15 protein-coding genes are annotated in these 20,569 nt (G+C 64.5%); 6 read left to right on the plus strand and 9 right to left on the minus strand.

Annotation, left to right across the window (positions count from 1 at the left end; all coding sequences use genetic code 11):
• The first annotated feature begins 166 nt into the window (after nucleotides 1-166).
• Genes AC0L2L_RS16485 through AC0L2L_RS16500 form a run of 4 tightly spaced genes read left to right on the plus strand, consistent with a single transcriptional unit; the run spans nucleotide 167 to nucleotide 4,222 of the window.
• Nucleotides 167-1,714 carry a sugar ABC transporter ATP-binding protein gene (locus tag AC0L2L_RS16485; protein WP_473579640.1) on the plus strand — a complete coding sequence of 516 codons (1,548 nt, stop codon included), beginning with the start codon at nucleotides 167-169 and terminating at the stop codon, nucleotides 1,712-1,714.
• Nucleotides 1,711-2,691 carry an ABC transporter permease gene (locus tag AC0L2L_RS16490; RefSeq protein ID WP_473579641.1) on the plus strand — a complete coding sequence of 327 codons (981 nt, stop codon included), beginning with the start codon at nucleotides 1,711-1,713 and terminating at the stop codon, nucleotides 2,689-2,691. Before AC0L2L_RS16485 ends, AC0L2L_RS16490 begins: the two co-directional genes overlap by 4 nt.
• Nucleotides 2,688-3,674 (plus strand): ABC transporter permease, encoded by a 987-nt coding sequence (locus tag AC0L2L_RS16495; RefSeq protein WP_473579642.1) that lies wholly within the window; start codon nucleotides 2,688-2,690, stop codon nucleotides 3,672-3,674. Before AC0L2L_RS16490 ends, AC0L2L_RS16495 begins: the two co-directional genes overlap by 4 nt.
• A gap of 44 nt (nucleotides 3,675-3,718) precedes the next feature.
• Nucleotides 3,719-4,222, plus strand: coding sequence for a gluconokinase (locus AC0L2L_RS16500; protein ID WP_473579643.1), 504 nt, complete (start codon nucleotides 3,719-3,721; stop codon nucleotides 4,220-4,222).
• A gap of 17 nt (nucleotides 4,223-4,239) precedes the next feature.
• On the opposite strand, the gene AC0L2L_RS16505 is transcribed toward AC0L2L_RS16500, so the two are convergent.
• The 3 genes from AC0L2L_RS16505 to AC0L2L_RS16515 all read right to left on the minus strand — a co-directional run bounded on the left by AC0L2L_RS16505 (nucleotide 4,240) and on the right by AC0L2L_RS16515 (nucleotide 7,235).
• Entirely contained in the window at nucleotides 4,240-5,385 is a 1,146-nt protein-coding gene (locus tag AC0L2L_RS16505) for a hypothetical protein (protein WP_473579644.1), read from the minus strand.
• Between the two features lie 159 nt (nucleotides 5,386-5,544).
• On the minus strand, nucleotides 5,545-5,994 hold the full coding sequence (locus AC0L2L_RS16510; protein ID WP_027167615.1) for an RrF2 family transcriptional regulator: 450 nt from the start codon (nucleotides 5,992-5,994) through the stop codon (nucleotides 5,545-5,547).
• Nucleotides 5,995-6,248: 254 nt separating this feature from the next.
• Nucleotides 6,249-7,235: a sulfate ABC transporter substrate-binding protein gene (locus tag AC0L2L_RS16515; protein WP_473579645.1), complete on the minus strand. Its 987-nt coding sequence runs from the start codon at nucleotides 7,233-7,235 to the stop codon at nucleotides 6,249-6,251.
• Nucleotides 7,236-7,465: 230 nt separating this feature from the next.
• Here AC0L2L_RS16515 and AC0L2L_RS16520 point away from each other — a divergent pair, with 230 nt between their 5' ends.
• Together AC0L2L_RS16520 and AC0L2L_RS16525 are read left to right on the plus strand one after the other, a co-directional pair.
• Nucleotides 7,466-7,741 (plus strand): antitoxin, encoded by a 276-nt coding sequence (locus AC0L2L_RS16520; protein WP_473579646.1) that lies wholly within the window; start codon nucleotides 7,466-7,468, stop codon nucleotides 7,739-7,741.
• The gene (locus AC0L2L_RS16525) at nucleotides 7,741-8,139 is read left to right on the plus strand and encodes a PIN domain-containing protein (protein ID WP_473579647.1); all 399 of its coding nucleotides are present in this window, start codon (nucleotides 7,741-7,743) and stop codon (nucleotides 8,137-8,139) included. The genes AC0L2L_RS16520 and AC0L2L_RS16525 overlap by 1 nt, the downstream gene beginning before the upstream one ends.
• 15 nt (nucleotides 8,140-8,154) lie before the next feature.
• Here AC0L2L_RS16525 and AC0L2L_RS16530 read toward each other — a convergent pair whose 3' ends face one another.
• From AC0L2L_RS16530 to AC0L2L_RS16555, 6 genes are all read right to left on the minus strand, one after another.
• On the minus strand, nucleotides 8,155-9,195 hold the full coding sequence (locus tag AC0L2L_RS16530) for a sulfate/molybdate ABC transporter ATP-binding protein (RefSeq protein WP_473579648.1): 1,041 nt from the start codon (nucleotides 9,193-9,195) through the stop codon (nucleotides 8,155-8,157).
• Nucleotides 9,196-9,264: 69 nt separating this feature from the next.
• Nucleotides 9,265-10,149 carry a sulfate ABC transporter permease subunit CysW gene (cysW, locus tag AC0L2L_RS16535; protein ID WP_473579649.1) on the minus strand — a complete coding sequence of 295 codons (885 nt, stop codon included), beginning with the start codon at nucleotides 10,147-10,149 and terminating at the stop codon, nucleotides 9,265-9,267.
• The gene (cysT, locus tag AC0L2L_RS16540; RefSeq protein WP_027167611.1) at nucleotides 10,142-10,993 is read right to left on the minus strand and encodes a sulfate ABC transporter permease subunit CysT; all 852 of its coding nucleotides are present in this window, start codon (nucleotides 10,991-10,993) and stop codon (nucleotides 10,142-10,144) included. The genes cysW and cysT overlap by 8 nt, the downstream gene beginning before the upstream one ends.
• A 93-nt stretch (nucleotides 10,994-11,086) precedes the next feature.
• Nucleotides 11,087-12,115 carry a sulfate ABC transporter substrate-binding protein gene (locus tag AC0L2L_RS16545; RefSeq protein ID WP_473579650.1) on the minus strand — a complete coding sequence of 343 codons (1,029 nt, stop codon included), beginning with the start codon at nucleotides 12,113-12,115 and terminating at the stop codon, nucleotides 11,087-11,089.
• Nucleotides 12,116-12,609: 494 nt separating this feature from the next.
• The gene (pbpC, locus tag AC0L2L_RS16550) at nucleotides 12,610-14,715 is read right to left on the minus strand and encodes a penicillin-binding protein 1C (RefSeq protein WP_473579651.1); all 2,106 of its coding nucleotides are present in this window, start codon (nucleotides 14,713-14,715) and stop codon (nucleotides 12,610-12,612) included.
• 109 nt (nucleotides 14,716-14,824) lie between these two features.
• Nucleotides 14,825-20,320 (minus strand): alpha-2-macroglobulin family protein, encoded by a 5,496-nt coding sequence (locus tag AC0L2L_RS16555; protein WP_473579652.1) that lies wholly within the window; start codon nucleotides 20,318-20,320, stop codon nucleotides 14,825-14,827.
• Between the last annotated feature and the right edge of the window lie 249 nt (nucleotides 20,321-20,569).

A 20,569-nucleotide genomic window follows, 5' to 3' on the forward strand; every position in this document is an offset into this window, starting at 1 on the left:
TTTTACTCCCCAAAAAAACCCCCCCCCCCCCCCAAAAAAAACCCCCCCCAAAAAAAACCCCCCCCCACCCCCCCCCCAAAATTACCCCCCCCCCCCCGCCCCCCCATATCCCCCCGGCCCCCCCCGGGTTCCCGCCATCTCGATTGCAAGCTGCCCTGGAGGACCGATGGACGGTGCGGTTCCGCTCTTCCGCATGGAAGGCATATCCAAACGCTATGGTGGCGTGCGGGCGCTGGAAAAGGCCGAGCTTTCGGTCATGCCCGGCAGCATCCACGGCATCCTCGGCGAAAACGGCGCCGGCAAGTCGACGCTGATCAAGGTCATGGCCGGCGTCGTCGCGCCCGATGAGGGCCGTATGATGCTCGACGGAAGCGAGGTGAGCTTCGCTTCGCCGGCCGCCGCCAACCAGGCCGGCATCGTCAGCATCTTCCAGGAACTGTCGCTCGTCCCCGAACTGAGCGTCGCCGACAACATCGTCATTTCCAACCCGCCGACGCGTTTTGGCATGATCGACCGCAAGGCGCAGCGGCGCATCGCGGAAGAGGCGCTGGCGCGCGCAGGCGCCGCCGACATCCACCCGCTGGCGCTGGTCAAGGATCTTCCGCTTTCCAGACGGCAGATGGTCGAGATCGCCAAGGCGCTCGCTCGCAAGCCGCGCATCCTGATCCTCGACGAGGCGACCTCGGCGCTGACCGCGGCCGATGTCGCCAAGATTTTCGGCGTGCTGAAGCGGCTGCGGGAGGAGGGGCTGGCGCTGCTCTACATCTCGCACCGGATGAACGAGATCGCCGAGCTGGCCGACCAGTGCACCGTGTTCCGCAACGGCCGCAATGTCGCGAGCTATGCCGCCGGTTCCAAGAGCGACAATGAGGTTGTCGAGCTGATGATCGGGCGCGAATACAGCCATATTTTTCCGCCCAAGCCAGTGCGCCTGCCAGCGACCATCGCCCCGGTGCTCGAAGCGCGCAAGCTGTCGTGGACAGACCGGCTGGACAATGTCTCGCTGACCGTCGCGGCCGGCGAGGTGGTGGGCCTCGGTGGCCTCGACGGCCAGGGCCAGCGCGAGTTGCTGCTCGCCTTCTTCGGCGTGCTGCGCGGCCTCTCCGGAGAGATCCTGATCGATGGCAAGCCGGTGGCGATCGCCAGCCCGGCCGCGGCCCGCGACGACAGCATCGGCATGGCGCTGATCCCCGAGGACCGCAAGACGGAAGGGTTGATGCTGCCGATGACGGTGCGCGAAAACCTCTCTTTCGCCGCTCTCGACCGGCTGTCCAAAGCCGGCATCATCGACCGCGCCGCCGAACAGCGGCTGATCGACGACATGGTGGGGCTGCTGGCGATCAAAACGGCGGGCCTCGACATTCCGGTCGGCGCGCTGTCGGGTGGCAACCAGCAGAAGGTTGTCATCGCCAAATGGCTGATGCGCCAGCCGCGCATCATCCTGCTCAACGATCCGACGCGCGGCATCGATGTCGGCACCAAGCAGGAGCTCTACCAGCTGATGCGCAAGCTGGCGGATGCGGGTGCGGCGATCCTGTTCTACTCGACCGACTATGACGAGCTGATCGGTTGCTGCGACCGGGTGCTGGTGCTCTATGACGGTGCGGTCAAGCGCGAGCTGGTCGGTACCGGGATCACCGAACGGGCGCTGATCGCCAGCGCCCTCAACATCCATGGCGGCGACGCCACCCCTAGGCACGGAGCGGACGCGTGAAGGATTGGCGCTACTGGCTTGCCGAACAACGCGGAACGCTGCTGGCGCTCGCCATCTTCATCGTCATGTTCGCGATCTACACCGCGAACCATCCGGCGGGCTTTACCGCCAATGTCGTGCAGACGGCCTCCAACAAGGGCGTGCTGCTCGCCTTCGTCGCCATGGCGCAGACACTGGTGGTGATCACCGCAGGTATCGACCTTTCCGTCGGCATGATCTTCACGCTGACCAATTGCCTCGCCTCCTGGCTGGTTATCGGCACCGGCCTCGAGACCGCATTCGGCGTCATCGCGGTGCTCGGCACCGGGCTCCTGTGCGGTGCGATCAACGGCGCCATCGTCATCTATGGCCGCCTGCAGCCGATCGTGGCGACGATCGCCACCGGTGCCGTCTATTTCGGCATCGCGCTGCTGCTCAGGCCGTTCCCGGGCGGCTCGGTCAATGAGGATTTGGCCGATGCGCTCACCGGGCGCCTGTTCGGCGTCGTGCCGGCGAGCCTCGTCGCACTGTTCGCCGTGGTGCTGATCGTCTGGGTGCCGTTTAGCCGTTCGGTGCTCGGCCGCGCGGCTTATGCAGCGGGCTCTTCCGAGACGGCGGCCTACATGTCCGGCGTGCCGATCCGGCGCGGCAAGTTCGCCGCCTACGCGCTTGCCGGGTTGCTGGCGGCGATCGGCGGGCTGTTCCTGACCTTCTTCACCTATACGGGCGACGCAGCCTATGCCAGCGGCAACGCCTACACGCTGTTTTCGATCGCCGCCGTCGTGCTCGGCGGCGTTTCGCTGTTCGGCGGCAAGGGCAGTGCCATCGGCGCGATCTTCGGCGCGCTCGCCTTCCGCACCATTGGCGACCTGCTGTTCGTCTTCGATTTCGACCCGCTCTGGCAGCCGCTGTTCCAGGGCGTTATCCTGCTGATCGCGGTCAGCCTCGGCGCCTTCGCCCTGTTTCGGGTCCGCAACCGGCTGGAGTGGTTCCTGTGAGCGAGACGACCTTGGGCGGCATCGCCGGCCGCATGCCCAAATTCATCCGCCGCGCCGATCCGGCCGTTGTCACCGCCTTTGCCTGCATCGTGCTACTGCTCTTCCTCGGCAGCCTCTATTCGCGCAGCTTTCTGTCACCGGAATACCTGCTACAGCAGCTCAAGGTGGCGTCGTTCCTCGGCGTCATCGCCACCGGCATGATGCTGGTCATCCTGCTCGGCCAGATCGATCTGTCGGTGCCATGGTCGGTGGCGGTCGGCGCCATGATGGCGGCCGCGGCCGCGGCCTACGGCCCGGTCGGCGCGGCGCTTGCCATCCCGTTCGGCATCTGCTGCGGTATCATGATCGGCATCGTCAACGGCATCGGCGTCGCCTACCTGCGCATCCCCTCGATGATCGTGACGCTTGCCACCAACGCCGTCGCGCAGGGGCTGATGGTGGTCTACACCGGCGGCTTCTCGCCGCAGGATTCGGCGACCGGCGCCATGCGTTATCTCGCCACCGGCTTTGCCATTCCGGGTGTGCCCAATGCCGTCATCATCTGGGCGGTGATCGGCGCGGCCATGGTGTTCGTGTTGACCCGCACCGGTTTTGGCCGCAGCGTTTACGGCATCGGTAACCGCGAGCGCGCCGCCTATCTTTCCGGCATCGACACCAGGCGCGTGGTGATGATCGCGTTTGCTGTTTCGGGTGGGCTCTCGGCCTTCGGTGGCGTGCTGCTCGCCGGCTACGCCTCCAAGGCGGCGCAGTCGATGGGCGATGCCTATCTGCTGCCGTCGATCGCCGCCGTCGTGCTTGGCGGCACGTCGATCCTCGGCGGGCGCGGCTCCTATCTCGGCACGGTGGCCGGCGTGATCCTGATCACGCTCCTGCAATCCATCCTCTCGGTCATGCAGATGCCGGAGGCGGGGCGGCAGATCATCTATGGCGTCGTCATCGTCGCCATGCTCCTGCTCTACGGTCGCGCGCCGGCAAGCCGCTGACCGTGAATGAAGGAAGCGCAAGACAGCAGACCCCGGGGTTTCGCATGAGCGATCTTCGGACGGCGCCGGCCATCGTCGTGATGGGCGTTGCCGGATGCGGCAAGACGGCCGTCGGCGAGGCGCTCGCCAAGGCGCTGGGCGCCGACTTCATCGAAGGAGACAGGCTGCATCCGCCGGAAAACGTGGCGCGCATGGCGCGTGGCGAGCCGCTGACGGACGCGCTGCGCGAGGGCTGGCTCGACGCCATAGGCGAGCGTATCGCGACCTCCATTGCCGACGGACGGAAAGTGGTGGCGGCCTGCTCGGCGCTCAAGCGCGCCTACCGCGACCGGCTGAACCGCTTCTGCCCCGATATCGTCTTCCTCTATCTGAAGATAGATCGCGAAACCGCCTGGCGGCGGGTCGCCAGTCGCAAGGGCCATTTCATGCCCGCAAGCCTGGTCGACAGCCAGTTCGCCACGCTGGAAGAGCCTGCCGCGGACGAACGGGCGGTGACGGTCGACGGAACGCTGACGGTTGCCGAGATCGTGAGAGAGACTATCGAGTAGAGCGGTTATCAGACGCCTCAGGCGCCATCGTTGCCGATCGCGGCTTCGGTCGGCCGCTCGGTCAGCCGCACGGCGCTCGACCAGGCCATCATCTGCTCCGGGCACAGCTTGATCGTTTCCAGCATATGGTCGCGCTTCGACAGGATGTATCCGGCCTGAACGGAGAGGTTCTTCGCCGTCGTGTCCTTTGCCGGCGATGCGGGCACTTGCGGGTCCGCGTTCAGTTCGCTGACGATCGCCCGATACTGGCGGAAGGGGATCGTCTCGATGGTCGCCATATGAAACAGCGCCGCGCCGGCGCGCGCGGCGAAGTTTGCCGGCGCCGAGGCGAGGTGGGTCCAGCCACGCTCGCCCATCGCCGCCTCGGTGAAGGCGGAGCCGGCATAGACGGTGTTGGTCATCAGCACCACGCCATTTGCTTTCAGGGTCTTCTGGATGCGCGTGGTGACCTGATAGGCATCGGTACGCTCAAAGACGATCCGGCTTTTCAGGAAGCGGTTCTCGACCTTGACCAGTGGTGGATTGATGACGCGAAAGCCGAACTTGCTTGGCGAGAAGCCGTGGTATTGCGCGCTCACTTGATGGGCATCGACACCGGCCTCATGCAGCGCGCGCTTGCCCATGATCGTCTGCGCCGTGAACTGGTCACACCATATGATGGCGCCGCGCCCTTCGCGCACGGCTTGCTGCAGACCTTCGAGCCCTTCCAGCCGGATCGCCGGCGCCCAGCGCCAGCCGGCGACGAGATGCGCCGCAAGCGACAGCCGCCGGCGGTGAACGGCGGCAAGTTGTGCCTCGAACATTTCTCGCGTGTCGACGGCATCGCCGAGCACGGCCTTCACCGCGACGTCGTAGCGGGCGAACTCCTTGCGAAAGTGGCGCCTGCGCCTGAGGCTGGAAACCCAGCCGCAGATAGGTCCCCACCAGGAGACAGGCAGCATCGCGGCGACACCGAGATAGAAGCAGGACAGCAGGCTCTCGCGCAGGTCCCGATTGGAGAAGCGACGCAATTTGCCGGGGCGGACAACCTTGCGGCTGAAGAAGCGAACGCACTCGTTGCGTTCCGGCACCGCAACGTCGGCAGTGATTTCGGTTTGATAGATGTCGCTCGATGATGGTTGCCGGCTGGCCTTGCGGGAATTGCCAAGCCAAGGCAGCCTCATGCGTCAGAGCCCCGTTTCATCCTCCAGCCGCTTTACTGCGTCCGCAGCGGACTGGCAACCGAGGCCGATAAGCCGAGCCGGGCGGTTTCTCGTTCAGCGCAACTCCGGGCGGAAGGCTACGGCGAAGTCGCCGGGCCCAACATTTTGCCCGGGATCGCTTTAAATCTGGGAAGTGAGCTCCGCCGGAAAATCATCATTGTCGGCGTCGCGCATGGCGGCGAGGCTGCGGTTGTCGAGCACCTCGGCAATGGCCTGGCGCACTTCCAGCATCATGTGGCGGACCTGGCAGGTGGCTTCGTCGCAGTCCTCGCAGCGCTGGTACTGCGTGCGGCTGGCGCAAGGGATCGGCGCCAGCGGCCCGTCGAGCACGCGCACGACATGGCCGATCTTGATCTCGGAAGCGGGCCGGGCGAGGCGGTAACCGCCTTCCTTGCCCTTGCGGCTCTGGACGAAACCGGCATTGCGCAGCTCGCCCAGGATCGCATCCAGGAATTTCTTCGGGATGTTGTTGGCGACCGCGATGTCGTTGACGAATGCAAGCTGGCCAGCCGGTAGGCTGGAAAGATGCACGAGGGCCTTGAGGCCGTATTTGCCTTTTTTGGTCAGCATGCCCGATTCAGTTCATCAAACCCCAATGCGCCTGCATCTGGCGGTTGTTTGTGTGCAAATCATGACAGTTTGACCGCTGAACGCCCTCTGGACCAACAATTTGCCGGTACAGCTTAGGCATAAACGCGTTGATTCTTCGTAACGTTTTTCACGTTGGGGGTCGGGATTTCCCCCGCGAACTCATGCAGCTTCGCCTGCATGAAGAAAGCCGGCAAAAGCTGGCCTCGTTGCTCTTCCTGATTGTGGAGCCTTTTTCAGCGGCTGCCATAGGCCTGATCGAGCAGCCCGCCGGAGGCGAAATGCTCTTTCTGCACCTTGTCCCAACCACCGAACACCTTCTCCACCGTCAGCAGCCGGACATCGGGAAAGTCGGCCTTGTATTTCGCCGCCACGGTTGCGTCGCGAACCCGCAATCCGTTGCCGGCGGCGATGTCCTGGCCCTCGGGCGTGTAGAGGAAGTCGAGATAGGACCTGGCGAGATCGCGGCTGCCGTGCTCGTCGGCGACCTTGTCGACGATCGCCACCGGGAACTCGGCCAGCAGGCTGACCGAAGGCGTAACCTGCTCGAACTTGTCGTCGCCATATTCCTTGCGGATGCCGCGCGTCTCCGACTCGAAGGTGATCAGCACGTCGCCGATCTCACGCTGGACGAAAGTGGTGGTAGCGGCGCGGCCACCGGTGTCGAAGATCGGCACGTTGTTGAAGAGCTTGGTGATGAACTCCTTCACCTTGGCGTCGTCGCCCTTGAAGGCTTCCTTGGCGTAGGCGGTAGCGGCGAGATAGGTGTAGCGCGCATTGCCTGACGTCTTCGGATTGGGGAAGATCACCTGCACGTCGTCACGCACCAGGTCGCTCCAGTCCTTGATGTGCTTGGGGTTGCCGGCGCGAACCAGGAAGGACGGCAGCGAATAGAAGGGCGAGGCGTTGTCCGGAAAATCCTTTTGCCAGTCGGCGGAGACGAGGCCTTTCTTGACCAGGAAGTCGACGTCGGTGACCTGGTTGAAGGTGACGACATCGGCGCCAAGACCCTCGGCGATGGCGCGTGCCTGCGCCGAAGTGCCGGCATGCGACTGATCGATGGCGACGCCGGGGTGCTTGGCGATGAAGGCCTTGTTGATGTCGGCGAATAGCTCGCGGCCGACGTCATAAGATGCATTCAAAAGCTTGTCGGCCGACCAGGCTTGGGAGGACGCGAGGACGAGACCGGCAACAGCCGCAATGCCAAGGAAAAATCGCTTCATGAAAAGAACTCCGATGCAATGCATTTACGGCCGACCATAGCCGCGCGACACGGTGCGCGGCGAGGCATGCAGGCCGATTGCGTGGCGTCATCGCGAGAAAAGACGTCGCCCTAAATCCCTGTCATTAGAATTCCGTTCCAGCCAATGCCTTCTTTGCCTCGAAGTTGTTTCCTGATCTTGAATTTTGCAGCGCCTGCATATACAATTGGCATATACAAAAGGAAGCGATCATGCCCCACCATCGTCATTCAACAACGCCGCCGCCCAAAGAGGCAAAACTGTTCCGCAACAACCGCAGCCAGGCGGTGCGGATTCCCGTTGAGTTCGAACTCCCCGGAGACAAAGTCTTGATCAGCCGCGAAGGCGACCGCCTGATCATCGAGCCGGTCCGCAAACCCGGCCTTACCGCGCTGCTCGCCCAGTGGGCGAAAGAGCCGCCACTCGGTCCTGAAGATGACTTTCCCGAGATCGACGATACGCCAGTCAAATCGGAGGACATTTTCTAATGCGGTTCATGTTGGACACGAACATCATCAGCGACATGATTCGGAACCCGTCCGGCAAGGCCGCCAGTGCAATGGTGCGCGAGGGAGACGCCGCTGTGTGCACCAGCATCGTCGTCGCTGGGGAATTGCGATATGGTTGCGCCAGGAAAGGGTCGGCCAAGCTGCTCAAGAAGGTAGAGGAACTGCTGGCCGAGATTCCTGTCTTGCCGCTCGATGTGCCGGTGGACTCAGAGTATGGCGCACTTCGCGCCGAGCTGGAGGCCGTTGGCCGACCTATTGGCCACAACGACCTTTTCATAGCTGCCCACGCTTGCGCACTGGGCATGACACTGGTGACCGCCAACGTCGGTGAGTTCAACCGGATCAAGGGCCTGAAGGTCGAGAACTGGCTGGAATAACGCCCGACGCAAGGATCACGCGGCCGGAAAAAGCTTCCAGCGCCGCGGCCTGAAGGCCACGCGGCTCTTCTGCGCGGCGGGATGGTCGACCGGCAGTTCGATCTCGACACGCTGGCGTTCGCCGCCGATTTCGAGCTCGACGCGTCTCGTGCCGGCGACGCGGCGGCTGGCGGCAACCGTGCCGGCGATGCAGCCGCTGCAGCCGTCGAGCAGTTCGACGTCGTGCGGGCGGAAGTAGAGAACCGCCTCGCCGGGCGGCGCATGCGGCGCCTGCAGCCCGATCGGCCGGTCGGCGATCCAGACCTCGCCGTTCTCGACCTTGACCGGCAGCGAGCTCGACTCGCCGATGAAGGAGTAGACGAAGGGCGAGTTCGGCGTGTCGTAGATATCGTCGGCGGTGCCGACCTGCTCGATGCGGCCCTGGCTCATGACCACGACACGGTCGGCGAGCTCCAGCGCCTCTTCCTGGTCATGCGTGACGAAGACGGTCGTGTGGCCGGTGCGGTCATGGATCTCGCGCAGCCAGCGGCGCAGCTCGCGGCGCACTTGCGCATCCAAGGCGCCGAACGGTTCGTCGAGCAAAAGAACCCTGGGCTCGATCGCCATGGCGCGGGCCAAAGCCACGCGCTGGCGCTGGCCGCCGGAAAGCTGCGCCGGATAGCGCTTCTCCAGCCCCGACAGCTGGACGAGGTCGAGGAGTTCGGACGCGCGGCGGCGGATTTCCTGCGCCGACGGCCGCGTGGCGCCGTGCCGGACCTTCAGGCCGAAGCCGATATTGTCGGCCACCGTCATGTGGCGGAACAGCGCGTAGTGCTGGAAGACGAAGCCGACATTGCGCTCCTGGATCGACTTCTGCGAGGCGTCCTCGTCGCCGAAGAAGATGGCGCCCCTGGTCGGCCGCTCCAGGCCGGCGATCAGACGAAGCAGCGTCGTCTTGCCGGAGCCCGACGGCCCAAGCAACGCGATGAGCTCACCCGACCTGATGTCGAGCGACACGTCGTGGAGCGCCGGAAACCGCTCAAACTCCTTGCGCACGTTGGCAACGCGAACTTCCATAAATTGACCTCAGTTAGTTGACGTATGTCGTTATCCCAAAACCGCTACACACTTTTGGGCGACATGCATTCAATGTCCGCGTGTCGCGGCGATCTCGGCGCCGTAGCGCATCTCGAGAAGTGTTTTCAAGACCAGCGTCACCAGCGCGAGGCCGGCAAGCAGCGAAGCGACCGCGAAGGCGCCGACGGCGTTGTACTCGTTGTAGAGGATCTCGACATGCAGCGGCATGGTGTTGGTGAGGCCGCGTATGTGGCCCGACACCACCGAGACCGCGCCGAACTCGCCCATGGCGCGCGCATTGCAGAGCAGCACGCCGTAAAGCAGCCCCCATTTGACGTTGGGCAGCGTCACATACCAGAAGGCCTGCCAGCCGGTGGCGCCAAGCGAGAGCGCGGCCTCCTCGTCGCCATTGCCCTGTTCCTGCATCAGCGGGATGAGCTCGCGCGCGACGAAGGGGAAGGTGACGAAGATGGTAGCCAGCACGATGCCGGGCACGGCGAAGAGGATGACAATGCCATGTGCCCTCAGCCACTCGCCGAGCAGTCCTTGCGCGCCGAACAGAAGCACATAGACCAGGCCCGAGATGACCGGCGACACCGAGAAGGGCAGGTCGATGAGGGTGGTCAAGAACGCCTTGCCCTTGAATTCGAACTTGGCGATCGCCCAGGCGGCCGAAATGCCGAAGATGACGTTGAGCGGCACCGAGATCGCCGCCACAAGCAATGTCAGGCGGATGGCGGAGCGCGTGTCGGGGCCGGAAAGGGCTTCCGTGTAGGCGCCTATGCCTTTGGCCAGCGCCTCATGGAACACGACGATCAGCGGCAAAAGCAGGAAGACGGCGAGGAAGGCGAAGGCCGTCCCCATCACCACCCAGCGCACCGGCCGGCTTTCGGTAACCGCCGCCGACTGGCTCTCGTGATGCGGCTCGTAGGATTTGATCTCGGGATCAGCCATAGCGCTTGCGGCTCCATGTCTGGACGAGATTGACGACCAAAAGCATCAGGAAGGACAGCGCCAGCATGATCGCAGCGATCGCGGTCGCCGCCTCGTAATTGTATTCCTCGAGCCTGATGACGATCAGAAGCGGCGCGATCTCGGACTTGAAGGGCAGGTTGCCGGCGATGAAGATAACCGAGCCGTATTCGCCGACGCCGCGCGCGAAAGCGAGCGAGAAGCCGGTGATGATGGCCGGCGCTAGTCCCGGGAAGAGCACGCGGGTGATGATCTGGAAGCGGTTGGCGCCGAGCGTGGCGGCGGCCTCCTCGACCTCCTTGTCGATCTCTTCCATGATCGGCTGGACGGTGCGCACGACGAAGGGCAGGCCGATGAACACCAACGCGATGACGATGCCGAGCGGCGTATAGGCGACCTTGATGCCGAGCGGCATCAGAAGCTGGCCAATCCAGCCATTCGGCGCATAGAGCGTGGTGAGCGCGATGCCGGCGACGGCCGTAGGCAGGGCAAAGGGCAGGTCGACCATCGCGTCGGCAATGCGGCGGCCGGGGAAACGGTAGCGGACCAGCACCCAGGCGACGATGGTGCCGAACACGACGTTGACGGCAGCCGCCAGGAAGGCGGTGCCGAAGCTTATCTTCAGCGCGTTGAGGGTGCGTCGGTCGACGGCGATCGCCCAGAAATCGGCCCAGCCGAGCGCGGCCGAACGCCAGACCAGACCCGACAGCGGGATGAGGATGATGAGCGTGAGGTAGGCAAGCGAGAAGCCGAGCGTCAATCCGAAACCCGGAATGACACTCGGCTGTCTGAATCGCCACCCCGCCTTGGCGGGTGCTGTGGTCATGCTGTTCTGGATCGTCCCTTCTATTCAAACCAGAATGGCTTTGCGCAGTCGCGTTCGGCCGGCATGCCCGTGAGGCTCACCGGCCGTCCGGCCTCACTGCGCCGGCTTGTAGATCTGGTCGAATATACCACCGTCGCCGAAATGATAAGGCTGCGCCTTCTTCCAACCGCCGAATTGCGGATCGTCGATGGTGACCAGCTTGATCGCCGGCAGCTTGGCGAGATCCTCGGCAGGCACGAGGTCGGGCTTGGCCGGTCGGTAGTGGTTCTTGGCGATGATGGTCTGGGCGTCCTTGGAATAAAGCCAGCCCAGATACGCCTCCGCCACCTTGCGCGTGCCCTTGGCATCGACATTGGCGTCGACGACCGCGACCGGCGGCTCGGCCAGGATCGAGGTCGGCGGGTAGACGATGTCGAAATCGTCGGCGCCGAATTCGTCGAGCGCGAGATAGGCCTCGTTCTCCCAGGCGATCAGCACGTCGCCCAGCCCCTTCTGCGCGAAGGTCACCGTCGAGCCACGCGCGCCGGTATCAAGCACCGGGACGTTCGCATAGAGCTTGCCGACGAACTCCTTGGTCTTGGCTTCGTCGTTGCCGTCATTGGCGTTGGCATAGGCCCAGGCTGCGAGATAGTTCCAGCGCGCGCCGCCGGACGTCTTCGGGTTCGGCGTGATCACCTGAACGCCGTCCTTCACCAGATCGCTCCAGTCGTGGATGCCCTTGGGATTGCCCTTGCGCACCAGGAAGATGATGGTCGAGGTGTACGGCGCTGAATTGTTCTCGAACTTCGTGCGCCAGTCCGGGTTGATTTTCTTCGTCTTCGAGGCGATGGCGTTGATGTCGCCTTCAAGCGCGAGCGTCACCACGTCGGCGTCGAGGCCGTCGATGACGGCGCGAGCCTGCGCGCCTGATCCGCCGTGCGATTGCTGGATGGTGACCGTTTCGCCGGTCTCGGCTTTCCAGTGCGCCGCGAAGGCCTCGTCATAGGCCTTGTAGAGCTCACGTGTCGGGTCGTAGGACACGTTCAGGATGGTCGTATCGGCAAACGCGAAACCGAGCGTGCCGAACTGGACAGATGTGGCGACCAGTGCGCCGAGCAGTTTCCTGAAATGAGGGTTGGTCATTTCCGCCTCCGTTGAACTGCTGCGAACTTTACCGAGTTTATAGAATTTAGATGCATTGAATGTTGCCTTTTTCACCTCCTCGAAGCAATTTTTCGCCGAGCCCGGGCCGTTTGAGGAAATAACTTCCTCATCCGTTGGCCGTGTGACTCTTCATCAGCCGGCCTAATTAGAAGCGGTCGGGGTCAGGGCAAGCCCGGGCATGTTAATTGGCAGTGACCGGAAAATCGAAGCGCCGTTTTGGAAACGGCCGGCGCGAGGCCCCCCTCTCTGCCCTGCCGGGCATCTCCCCCTCAAGGGGGGAGATTGGCAGTTTCGCCGCTGCACCCGTCTTTCCAACGTTGAAGATTGGCGAAGGCAACGAAGCGAATAATCTCCCCCCTTGAGGGGGAGATGGCCGGCAGGCCAGAGAGGGGGGCCTCGCGCCATGCATCAGGCGAGAAATTCCGTGACCCGAAGCCTTAAGAAGTGCAATCCCCTGAATCGCTTGCACCATCCTATTCGACGAAAACCTTCACGCTTGCCGCCCGACCAGCGGCATCAATCACCGTCAGCGTCGAATAGCCGGTACCGTCAGGTTGCCAGGTCGCGGTGCGGCGCCGGTCGATGCCGGCGAGCGGTTTGCCGTTGGCGAGCCAGCGGAACGGTGCGCGGCCACCTTGCAGTTTCAGCACCAGCGGCGTGGCGTCGGCCGAATTGGTGCCGAGGTCGACGCGGGCGCCGTTGGGCGGGAATATGATGGTTGGTGCCGGCTCGGTGGCGGTGGCCTGGACCAGGCCGTCCGATCCGGCGCCGAAGCGGGCCAGCGTCACCGGCAATTCCTCGCGCTTGGGGTTGAAGACGCCCGGCGGGCGGCTGGGCAGCGGCACGCTGGCAAGGCCGGAACGGACGAAGCCTTCGAACAAGATGGGTGCTGCCGAGACATAGCCCGAGAGGCCGGGGACAGGGCCGGCGTCGGCGCGGCCGACCCAAACGCCCAGCACATAGCGTCCGTCGAAGCCGACGGACCAGGCGTCGCGATAGCCGTAGGAGGTGCCGGTCTTGTAGGCGATGCCGCGCTGCATGGCGCCTTCCGGCGGCTTTACGCCGGACAGGATATCATTGATCTGCCAGGCTGCCTGGTCGTCGAGGATGGTGGCGGTGATGCGCTCGGCATCGGCCGGCTCGGTGCCGTCATGCAGCGTACGCATCTTTCCGCCATTGGCGAGCCCGGTATAGAGCTGCACCAGATCGCGCAAAGTCACGCCGACCCCGCCGAGGCCGATCGCCAGGCCCGGCGCTTCGTTGACGGGCAGGATAGGGTTGACGCCGGCCTGGCGGAAGCGCGCCGTCAGCCGTGCCGGGCCGACCGCATCGAGCACGCGGATCGCCGGCACGTTGAGCGACAATTGCAGCGCCTGGCGGATCGAGACGTCGCCCTGGTAGCCCATGTCGAAGTTCTTCGGACGGTAGCCACCGAAATCGGCCGGGCTGTCCTCGATGATCATCTCCTGCGCCACCAGCCCCTGCTCGAAGGCAAGGCCGTAGATGAACGGCTTCAGCGTCGAGCCGGGGGAGCGCACCACCTTGGTCATGTCGATCCAGCCGGAACGGCTGGCGTCGAAGAAATCGGCGGAGCCGACTTCACCGAGAATGTCGCCGGTACGCGCATCGGCCATGACCATGGCGACGGAAAGTTTTGGTCCGAGCTTCCTGGCGGCATCCCTTGCCACCTGTTCCAGCCCCTGCTGCACGCTCTTGCGAATTGTGAGCTGCAGCGGCTGGCCGGGAACGGCCCTGGGCAGCATGGCATAGGAGGCGTGTGCGGCAAGCGCCGGCAGCTTGCGGCGCAATCCGGAAACATCGTCCAGCGCGGCGCGCGCGGCCTCGCGTTCGCCGAGCAGGCCGGCCGAGACCATGCGGGTGAGCACGCGGTCGCGCGCGGCATGGGCGGTGTCGAGGTTGCGGTCGGGCCGGCGTTTTTCCGGCAGTTGCGGCAGCGCCACGAGGAGGGCGGCCTCCGAGACGGTGAGCCGCTTCGGCTCCTTGCCGAAATAGGCGAGCGAGGCGGCGCGAACGCCTTCGAGATTGCCGCCATAGGGCGCCAGCGTCAGATAGCGTTCGAGGATTTCGCGCTTGGACAGCCGCCGCTCGATCTGGATGGCGCGCAGCATCTGCCTGATCTTGGAGCCGATGCTGCGGCTGTCGCGCGGCTCGATCAGCCGGGCAAGCTGCATCGACAGGGTCGAGCCGCCGGACACGATATGGCCGCTGGTGACGAGCTGGCCGGCGGCGCGGCAGAGCGCCAGGAGGTCGACACCGCGGTGGTCCCAGAAGCGCTTGTCCTCATAGGTGACCAGCATGTCGACGAACTCTCTGTCGACCTGATCGAGGCGGGTTTCGAGCCGCCAGTAGCCGTCCGGCGTGGCGAAGGCGCGCAGGAGCTGGCCGTCGCGGTCCTGGACCTCCGTCGAGACCGCCAGCTTTGCCGGCAAGGGCGGCGGAAAGGCGCGGTCGAGCTCCCAGAGGGTGGCGAGGGAAAGGGCCGCGACGCCGGCGAGGCAGGCGCCGGCGATCGCGGTGCGTTTGAGGAATGTTCTGGAGAGCACGGCGCTGCCCCTCATCCGCCTGCCCATCCTTCGCAGCAGCTACGCTGCAGCTTCGGAGGGTGAACCGGCACCTTCTCCCCGTAAAGAGACGGGGAGAAGGGAGATGTCGGCGACCTTTTCATCGCTACTCCGCCTTCACCTCCATGACGCCGGTGGCGGTGCGGGCCGAATATTGCGGCCTGTACATGTCCTCCACCGTCGCCGCCGGATGGGCGTAGGTGCCGGGCGTCACGGCGCGCACGACATAGGCCAGCATGATGTTGCGGTCGCCGTCGCCCTCGTTCGGATTGAAGGCGGCGACGAAGCGGTCGTCGCGGAACTCCAGATGCGCGGCGTCGGTCTGCGCCAGCCAGGAGAAGTTCGACAATTGCGCGCTGGAAACCAGGCCTGGATTGTCGATCTCGAAGCCGGCCGGCAACAGGTCGGTGATCAAGAGCCGTGATGGCCACTTGTTCTGCTCGTAGACCTTGAGCACGACCACGTAGCGCTCGTTCTGCCTGGCCTCGGTGACGTTGGCCTCGGTGCCGTCGAGTTTGTAGTAGGTGCGCTGGATGGTGAAGCCGTCGCCGCCGGCCGGCAACGGCTCGACCGGCGCGGCGACCGCCGTGACCACCGCCTGCAGCGACGTCGCGCCGGTGTTGGCGATGGTGAGCGGGCTGTCGACGAGGTCGCTGCCGGCGACCTGGTCGGAGTAGCCGCCCGAATGCGGCGCGCCATTGACGGAAAGCGTGATGGAATCATTGCCTTCCTTCAGCGCCCGCGCGGCGAGCAGCATCCAGGATTCGTCCTGCGTGCTCGTCCAGCGGGCATCGGCGCGTGCCACTCCCACCAGCTTGATCAGCTGCGCCATGATGCTGGGCACTGGCTTTGCTTCCGCCGCCAGCGCCAGCATCGCGGCGCCGTCACGCAGTCGCGAGCCGTAGTCCGAGCGGTAGTAGTCGTAGTCGGTCTCCGACTGCGCCAGCCGCAGCGCTGTCTGGAACGTCGCTTCGGAACGCTGCGTGTCGCCATAGAGCGCGAGGCTTGCCGCCAATTGGGCAACCGCCATCGGGCTGGAGAACGCTTCGAGCTGCGTGTCCGCATAATAGCGCAGATCGCCGATCGAGGCCTTCTTGTTGCGGGCAAGCACGTAGAGCGCGTAGGCGATCTCGCTGCCCCTATCCTGGACGTCCTGGTCGTAGCCAAGCGAGTTCTGCAGATTGTTCAACGCCTGGTTCATCGCCAGCGCCGGAACGTCATATTTCTGCTCGCGCGCCCGAGTCAGGAACTCGGTGACATAGGCATCGAGCCACAGATCGCCGGAGCCAGGACCCCAAAGGCCGAAGCTGCCGCTTGCCGCCTGATAGGACAGCACCTTGTAGATCGCATCCTGGATGCGGCCATGCAGGTCCGGATCGCTTTCCATGCCGATGCTCTTGGCCATGTCGTTGACATAGAGAAGCGGCATGGCGCGGCTGGTGGTCTGCTCGGCGCAGCCATAGGGATAGCGGTCGAGCGACATCAGAAGCGACGGCACGTCGAGCGCGGATGACTGCGAAACGCCGACGCTGACCGAAGCGCCATCGAGCACGCTTGCGGCAAGCAGCTCCTTGTCGACGCGCAACGAGCCGCCATTGGGCTTCAGATCGACGACCATGCGGTTGGTGACCGGAAGCTGCGCCGGGCGCACCGGCAGATAGAGCGTCTGCTCAACCTCGGTGCCTTCGGCATGCGTGAGCTTGACGGTGACCGAGGCGTCACCCGCGGTCTTCGCGACCAGCGGGAAGGTGAGCGACTGCCGCTTGCCCTGTGCGAGCGTCAGCTTCTGGGGTGGTGGTTTGTCGCCGGTCGAAAGATCGCCGGTCGTGGTGACCGACAAGGCGTAGTCGCCGGCCGGGCCATCGGTATCGGCGATGTCGAGGCGCATGGTCGCCGCGTCGCCCGGCGCCAGGAAGCGCGGCAGACCGGCGGTGATCACCACCGGATCGCGCACGATGACATCGGTCTGGGCATGGCCGACCGCATCCTTGGTCCAGGCAACCGCCATGACGCGCACGGTGCCGTTGAACTGCGGGATGTCGAAATCGATCCGCGCCTTGCCGTTGGCATCGAGTTCGACGGGGCCGGAAAAGAAGGCGACCAGCTTTTCGGTCGGCGGGCTGCCTTGCGCCTGCATGTTGGCGCCGTCGCCGCCAGTCCGTATTTTGCCCATGGCGCCGAGCGAGCCGTCGATCAGACGTCCGTAGAGGTCGCGGATCTCGAGACCCAGCATGCGCTGGCCGAAGAACCAATCCTCCGGATCGGGCGCTTTGTAGTTGGTGAGATTGAGGATGCCGACATCGACGGCAGCCACCATCACATAGGCGTTGCTGCCGGCTTGAGCGCCGTTGACGGCGATCGGGATCGACAGCTGCTGGCGCGGCAAGGTCTTTTCGGGCGGTGTCAACGTGACTGCCAGCTTTTTCGAACCCGGATCGACCGCCAGCCATTTGACGCCGATGGCGCGGGCCGGCATGCGCGATTCCTGCGCATCTCCGGGCCGGAACAAGGTCGCCGTGACATAAGCGCCGGCGCCCCAGTCGTCACCGACCGGGATGTCGACGGTGCTGCCGCCGGCCGGCACGGAAGCGGTGACGGTCTTCAAAAGCTTTTCGGCACCGATGGTGACCAGCAGCTCGCCGGCAAAATGCGGCGAGACCTTCAGCTTGGCGACTTCGCCGGCGGCGTAGTCGTCCTTGTCGAGGGCGATCTCGAGGCCGTCTGGCGTCTCGGTGGTGGTCGAGGCGACATACCAGCCGGCATCGAACTCATAGCTGGTCGCCGGACCATCCGGGTCGGCCGTCTCGATCTCGAGCCGGTAGCGGCCCCAGTCGACGGGCAGCGACACGGTCGCCTCGCCATCGGCCTTGAGGTCGACCGCGCCATTGGCAACGGCCTTGGTGAGGCTCACCGCCTCGTAGTTCCAGGAATTGTTGGAACGGTACCACTGATAATTGCGCTCGACCTTAACCAGCGACCACTGAGCGCCTTTCAGCTCCTCACGTTTGCCATTCGGGTCGACGGCGATGATGCTGAACTTGGCGGTCCCGCCTTGCGGGACCTCATCGCCTTCGAAATCCGGGCGAATGCCGATGACGTCGCGCTGCGGGCGAACGCCGATGTCGAGCGAGCGTTCGACGGCGCGGCCGCCGGCCTCGCGCATGCGCACGGTGACCTTGGCGTTGACCAGCTTGGTGGTCGACGGCAACTGGTCGATGGTGACCGGGAAGGTCGCCTTGCCGTCGTCGCCGACCACCGGAAGGTTGGTGAAAGGCGTCACGGTCGGCTCGCTCGACTGCTCGTCGGCCAGGCCGAAGCTGAAATCCTTGAAGCTGTCCCAGGTGCTTGTGGTCGACAGCGTCATCTCGCCTTCGAGCGCAAGGCCCGCGGCCGGCGCGCCATAGAGGAAGCGGCCGTCGACGGTGGCGTTGGCGGTTTCGCCCTGGGCGATCTCCTTCTTGTCGGCGGTCAGGTCGAATTCGATGCGATCCGGGACGAAGTCCTCGACCAGGAACATCTGGCTGGCGACGGGCGCCTGCTTGGGATCGGTGTAGATCGACACCGTCCAGGTGCCGCGCATGGCGTTGGCCTCGAGCGGCAGGTCGACGGCATGGCCGCCGGCGGACTCGCCATTGCTGACGATGCGGCGGTTCTCGACGCCGTCGGGACGGGTGAAGATGAAGGTGAGCGGCAGGTTCTCGACCGCCTTGGCGGCGCCGTCGCGGGCAAGGGCAGCGACATGCACATCCTCGCCGGCGCGGTAGATGCCGCGCTCCGTCCAGGCATAGACGTCGAGCGCGCCAGGCGAGGCACGTCCCTCGACGCCACGATCCGAAAGATCGAAGCCGGCCTTGGCCATATCGAGGAAGACGAAGTCGTTGTCGCCCTGCTTGGCCATCAGCACCGCCGGCACCATGCCGTTTTCGCCGCGCGTCAGGCCCGGATTGAAGATGGCGTGGCCCTCGGCGTCTGTGGTCGCGGTGCCAAGGATTTCGTTGTTCTTGGCAAGCAGCGTCAGTTCGGCACCAGAAATCGGCTTGGCCGAGCCCAGCGAACGAGCAAAGACGTTCAGGCCGTCCTGGCCGGTATAGGTGGAAAGGCCGATGTCGGAGACGACGAACCACTGCGTGGCGCGCGAACCATAGTCGTCGCTCTTGTCGTCGACGGGCTCCGCGGTCAGCACATAGACACCGGGCTTGCGCTGCGGGATCGCCTCATCCACTGGAAACGAAGTGGTCACTTCCTTGTTGAGATCATTGGCGATTTCGAGCGTGCCGGACCAGACGGCCGAGCCCATCTGGTCGGAAATGGTGGAAATATCGTAGCCGTCGAGCTGATGCAGGAACTGGTAGCCGGACAGAAGCTGTGCCAGCGAACGATCGCCGATACGGTATAGCGTCATCTTGGCGGCGGTCATGTTGACGGTGACGACCGGAATGCCGCGGCGCGCGCCGGCCGGCAGCACGAAGCTGTCGCCGGTAAAGCGGGCGGACGGAGCGCGGTCCTGAACGTAGATCGACAACACCACGGGCGCGGCGATCGTTTCGCCGACCGCGGCCGGCAGGCCGGCGCGGAAGGTCACGTCATAATGCTGGCCGTGTTCCAGACCTTCGACGCAGATTTGCTTGTCCTTGGCCTCGACGGCCTTGGGAGCGGCGTTGTCGACGGTCACGAACTGTGAATAGTCGACGCCGGCCTTGACCAGTTCCTCGGAAAACTGGGCGCAGATGCGCGGCGAGGAGGAATCGGCATCGACGGTGTGCTCGACGACGCGAAAACCCTTGCGCGCCTTGAGGTCGGCATAGTCGGCCTGGACGGCCGGCGAGTTCACCAGCGCAAGGCTCGCCTCATAGGCCTGGAGCGAAGGCCGGTAGAGATCGCGCTTGTCGAGGCCGGCGGCAAGCAGCGCCAACGCCTCGGCGCGGGTCTTAGCCGTGCGCACCAGCTTGTAGGCGTTGAAGGCCGCCGAGGTGGCGTTCATCGGGAAAGTCGCGGGTTCAGTGGTGTTGGAAGCTGGCTGCACGGCCAGCGTTTCGCGCGCCAGCGCCAGCCACAGCGCGCCGTCATCGGGCAGCACAGAGACCGCGGCCTGGTATTTCTGCATGGCAAGGCGATGATCGCCGGTCAGCGCTGCCTGCTCGGCGGCGGCTTGCAGGGCGGAAAGCCCTTCCGTCGGCTTGTCATAGGCCGGATCGGTCAGCTTGTTGCGGAACTGCTGGGCCTGGTCGGCCATCCAGTTCGGGAAAAAGGCCAGCGCCGGCGGGGCGCCGATATCGGGATCGCCATCGACATTGGCGACCTTGCCGGCGACGGCGCCGGTGAAGGATTTCAGCTGGTTATAGTCGGATTTGAGAAAACACCACTTTGCCTTGGTGTTGTAGGTGAAGGCACGGCAAGCGGGATCGCCGAGGCAGGTGGTTTTGCACTGGTCGAGGCTGACATTCTGCTCCGACCGCAGGTCGAAGCCGAAATAGTCGGAATTGTCGATTGTCACTATCCGCCGGGCTTCGGCCGCAAAAGCCGCCCCGCCCGATGAGAGGAAGATAGGGGCGAAAAAGACAAGGAGAAGGAAAGAGAGACCACGAGCCGCGCGCATTGCCATACCACCCTCCAGACATCGCCAGCGTCCGGGCATGATCAAGCTTCGGACAGGCTTGTCAACGCCGGGGCGCCGCAGGTTTATCACCCGCGAACAGTTTCCACGCCGGCCAAAGGCCGGTATTTCGACAGAACCTCTGTGAGACGGATCACACTTTCTTGCGAAAAGGTAAAAGGTGTGAATTCCAAGCCCGGTCTATTTCAGACAATTGGATTGTGGCCCCTTTACGAACGTTTCGGAACTTCATTCCAA

The organism is Mesorhizobium sp. WSM4832 (genome assembly GCF_055811115.1).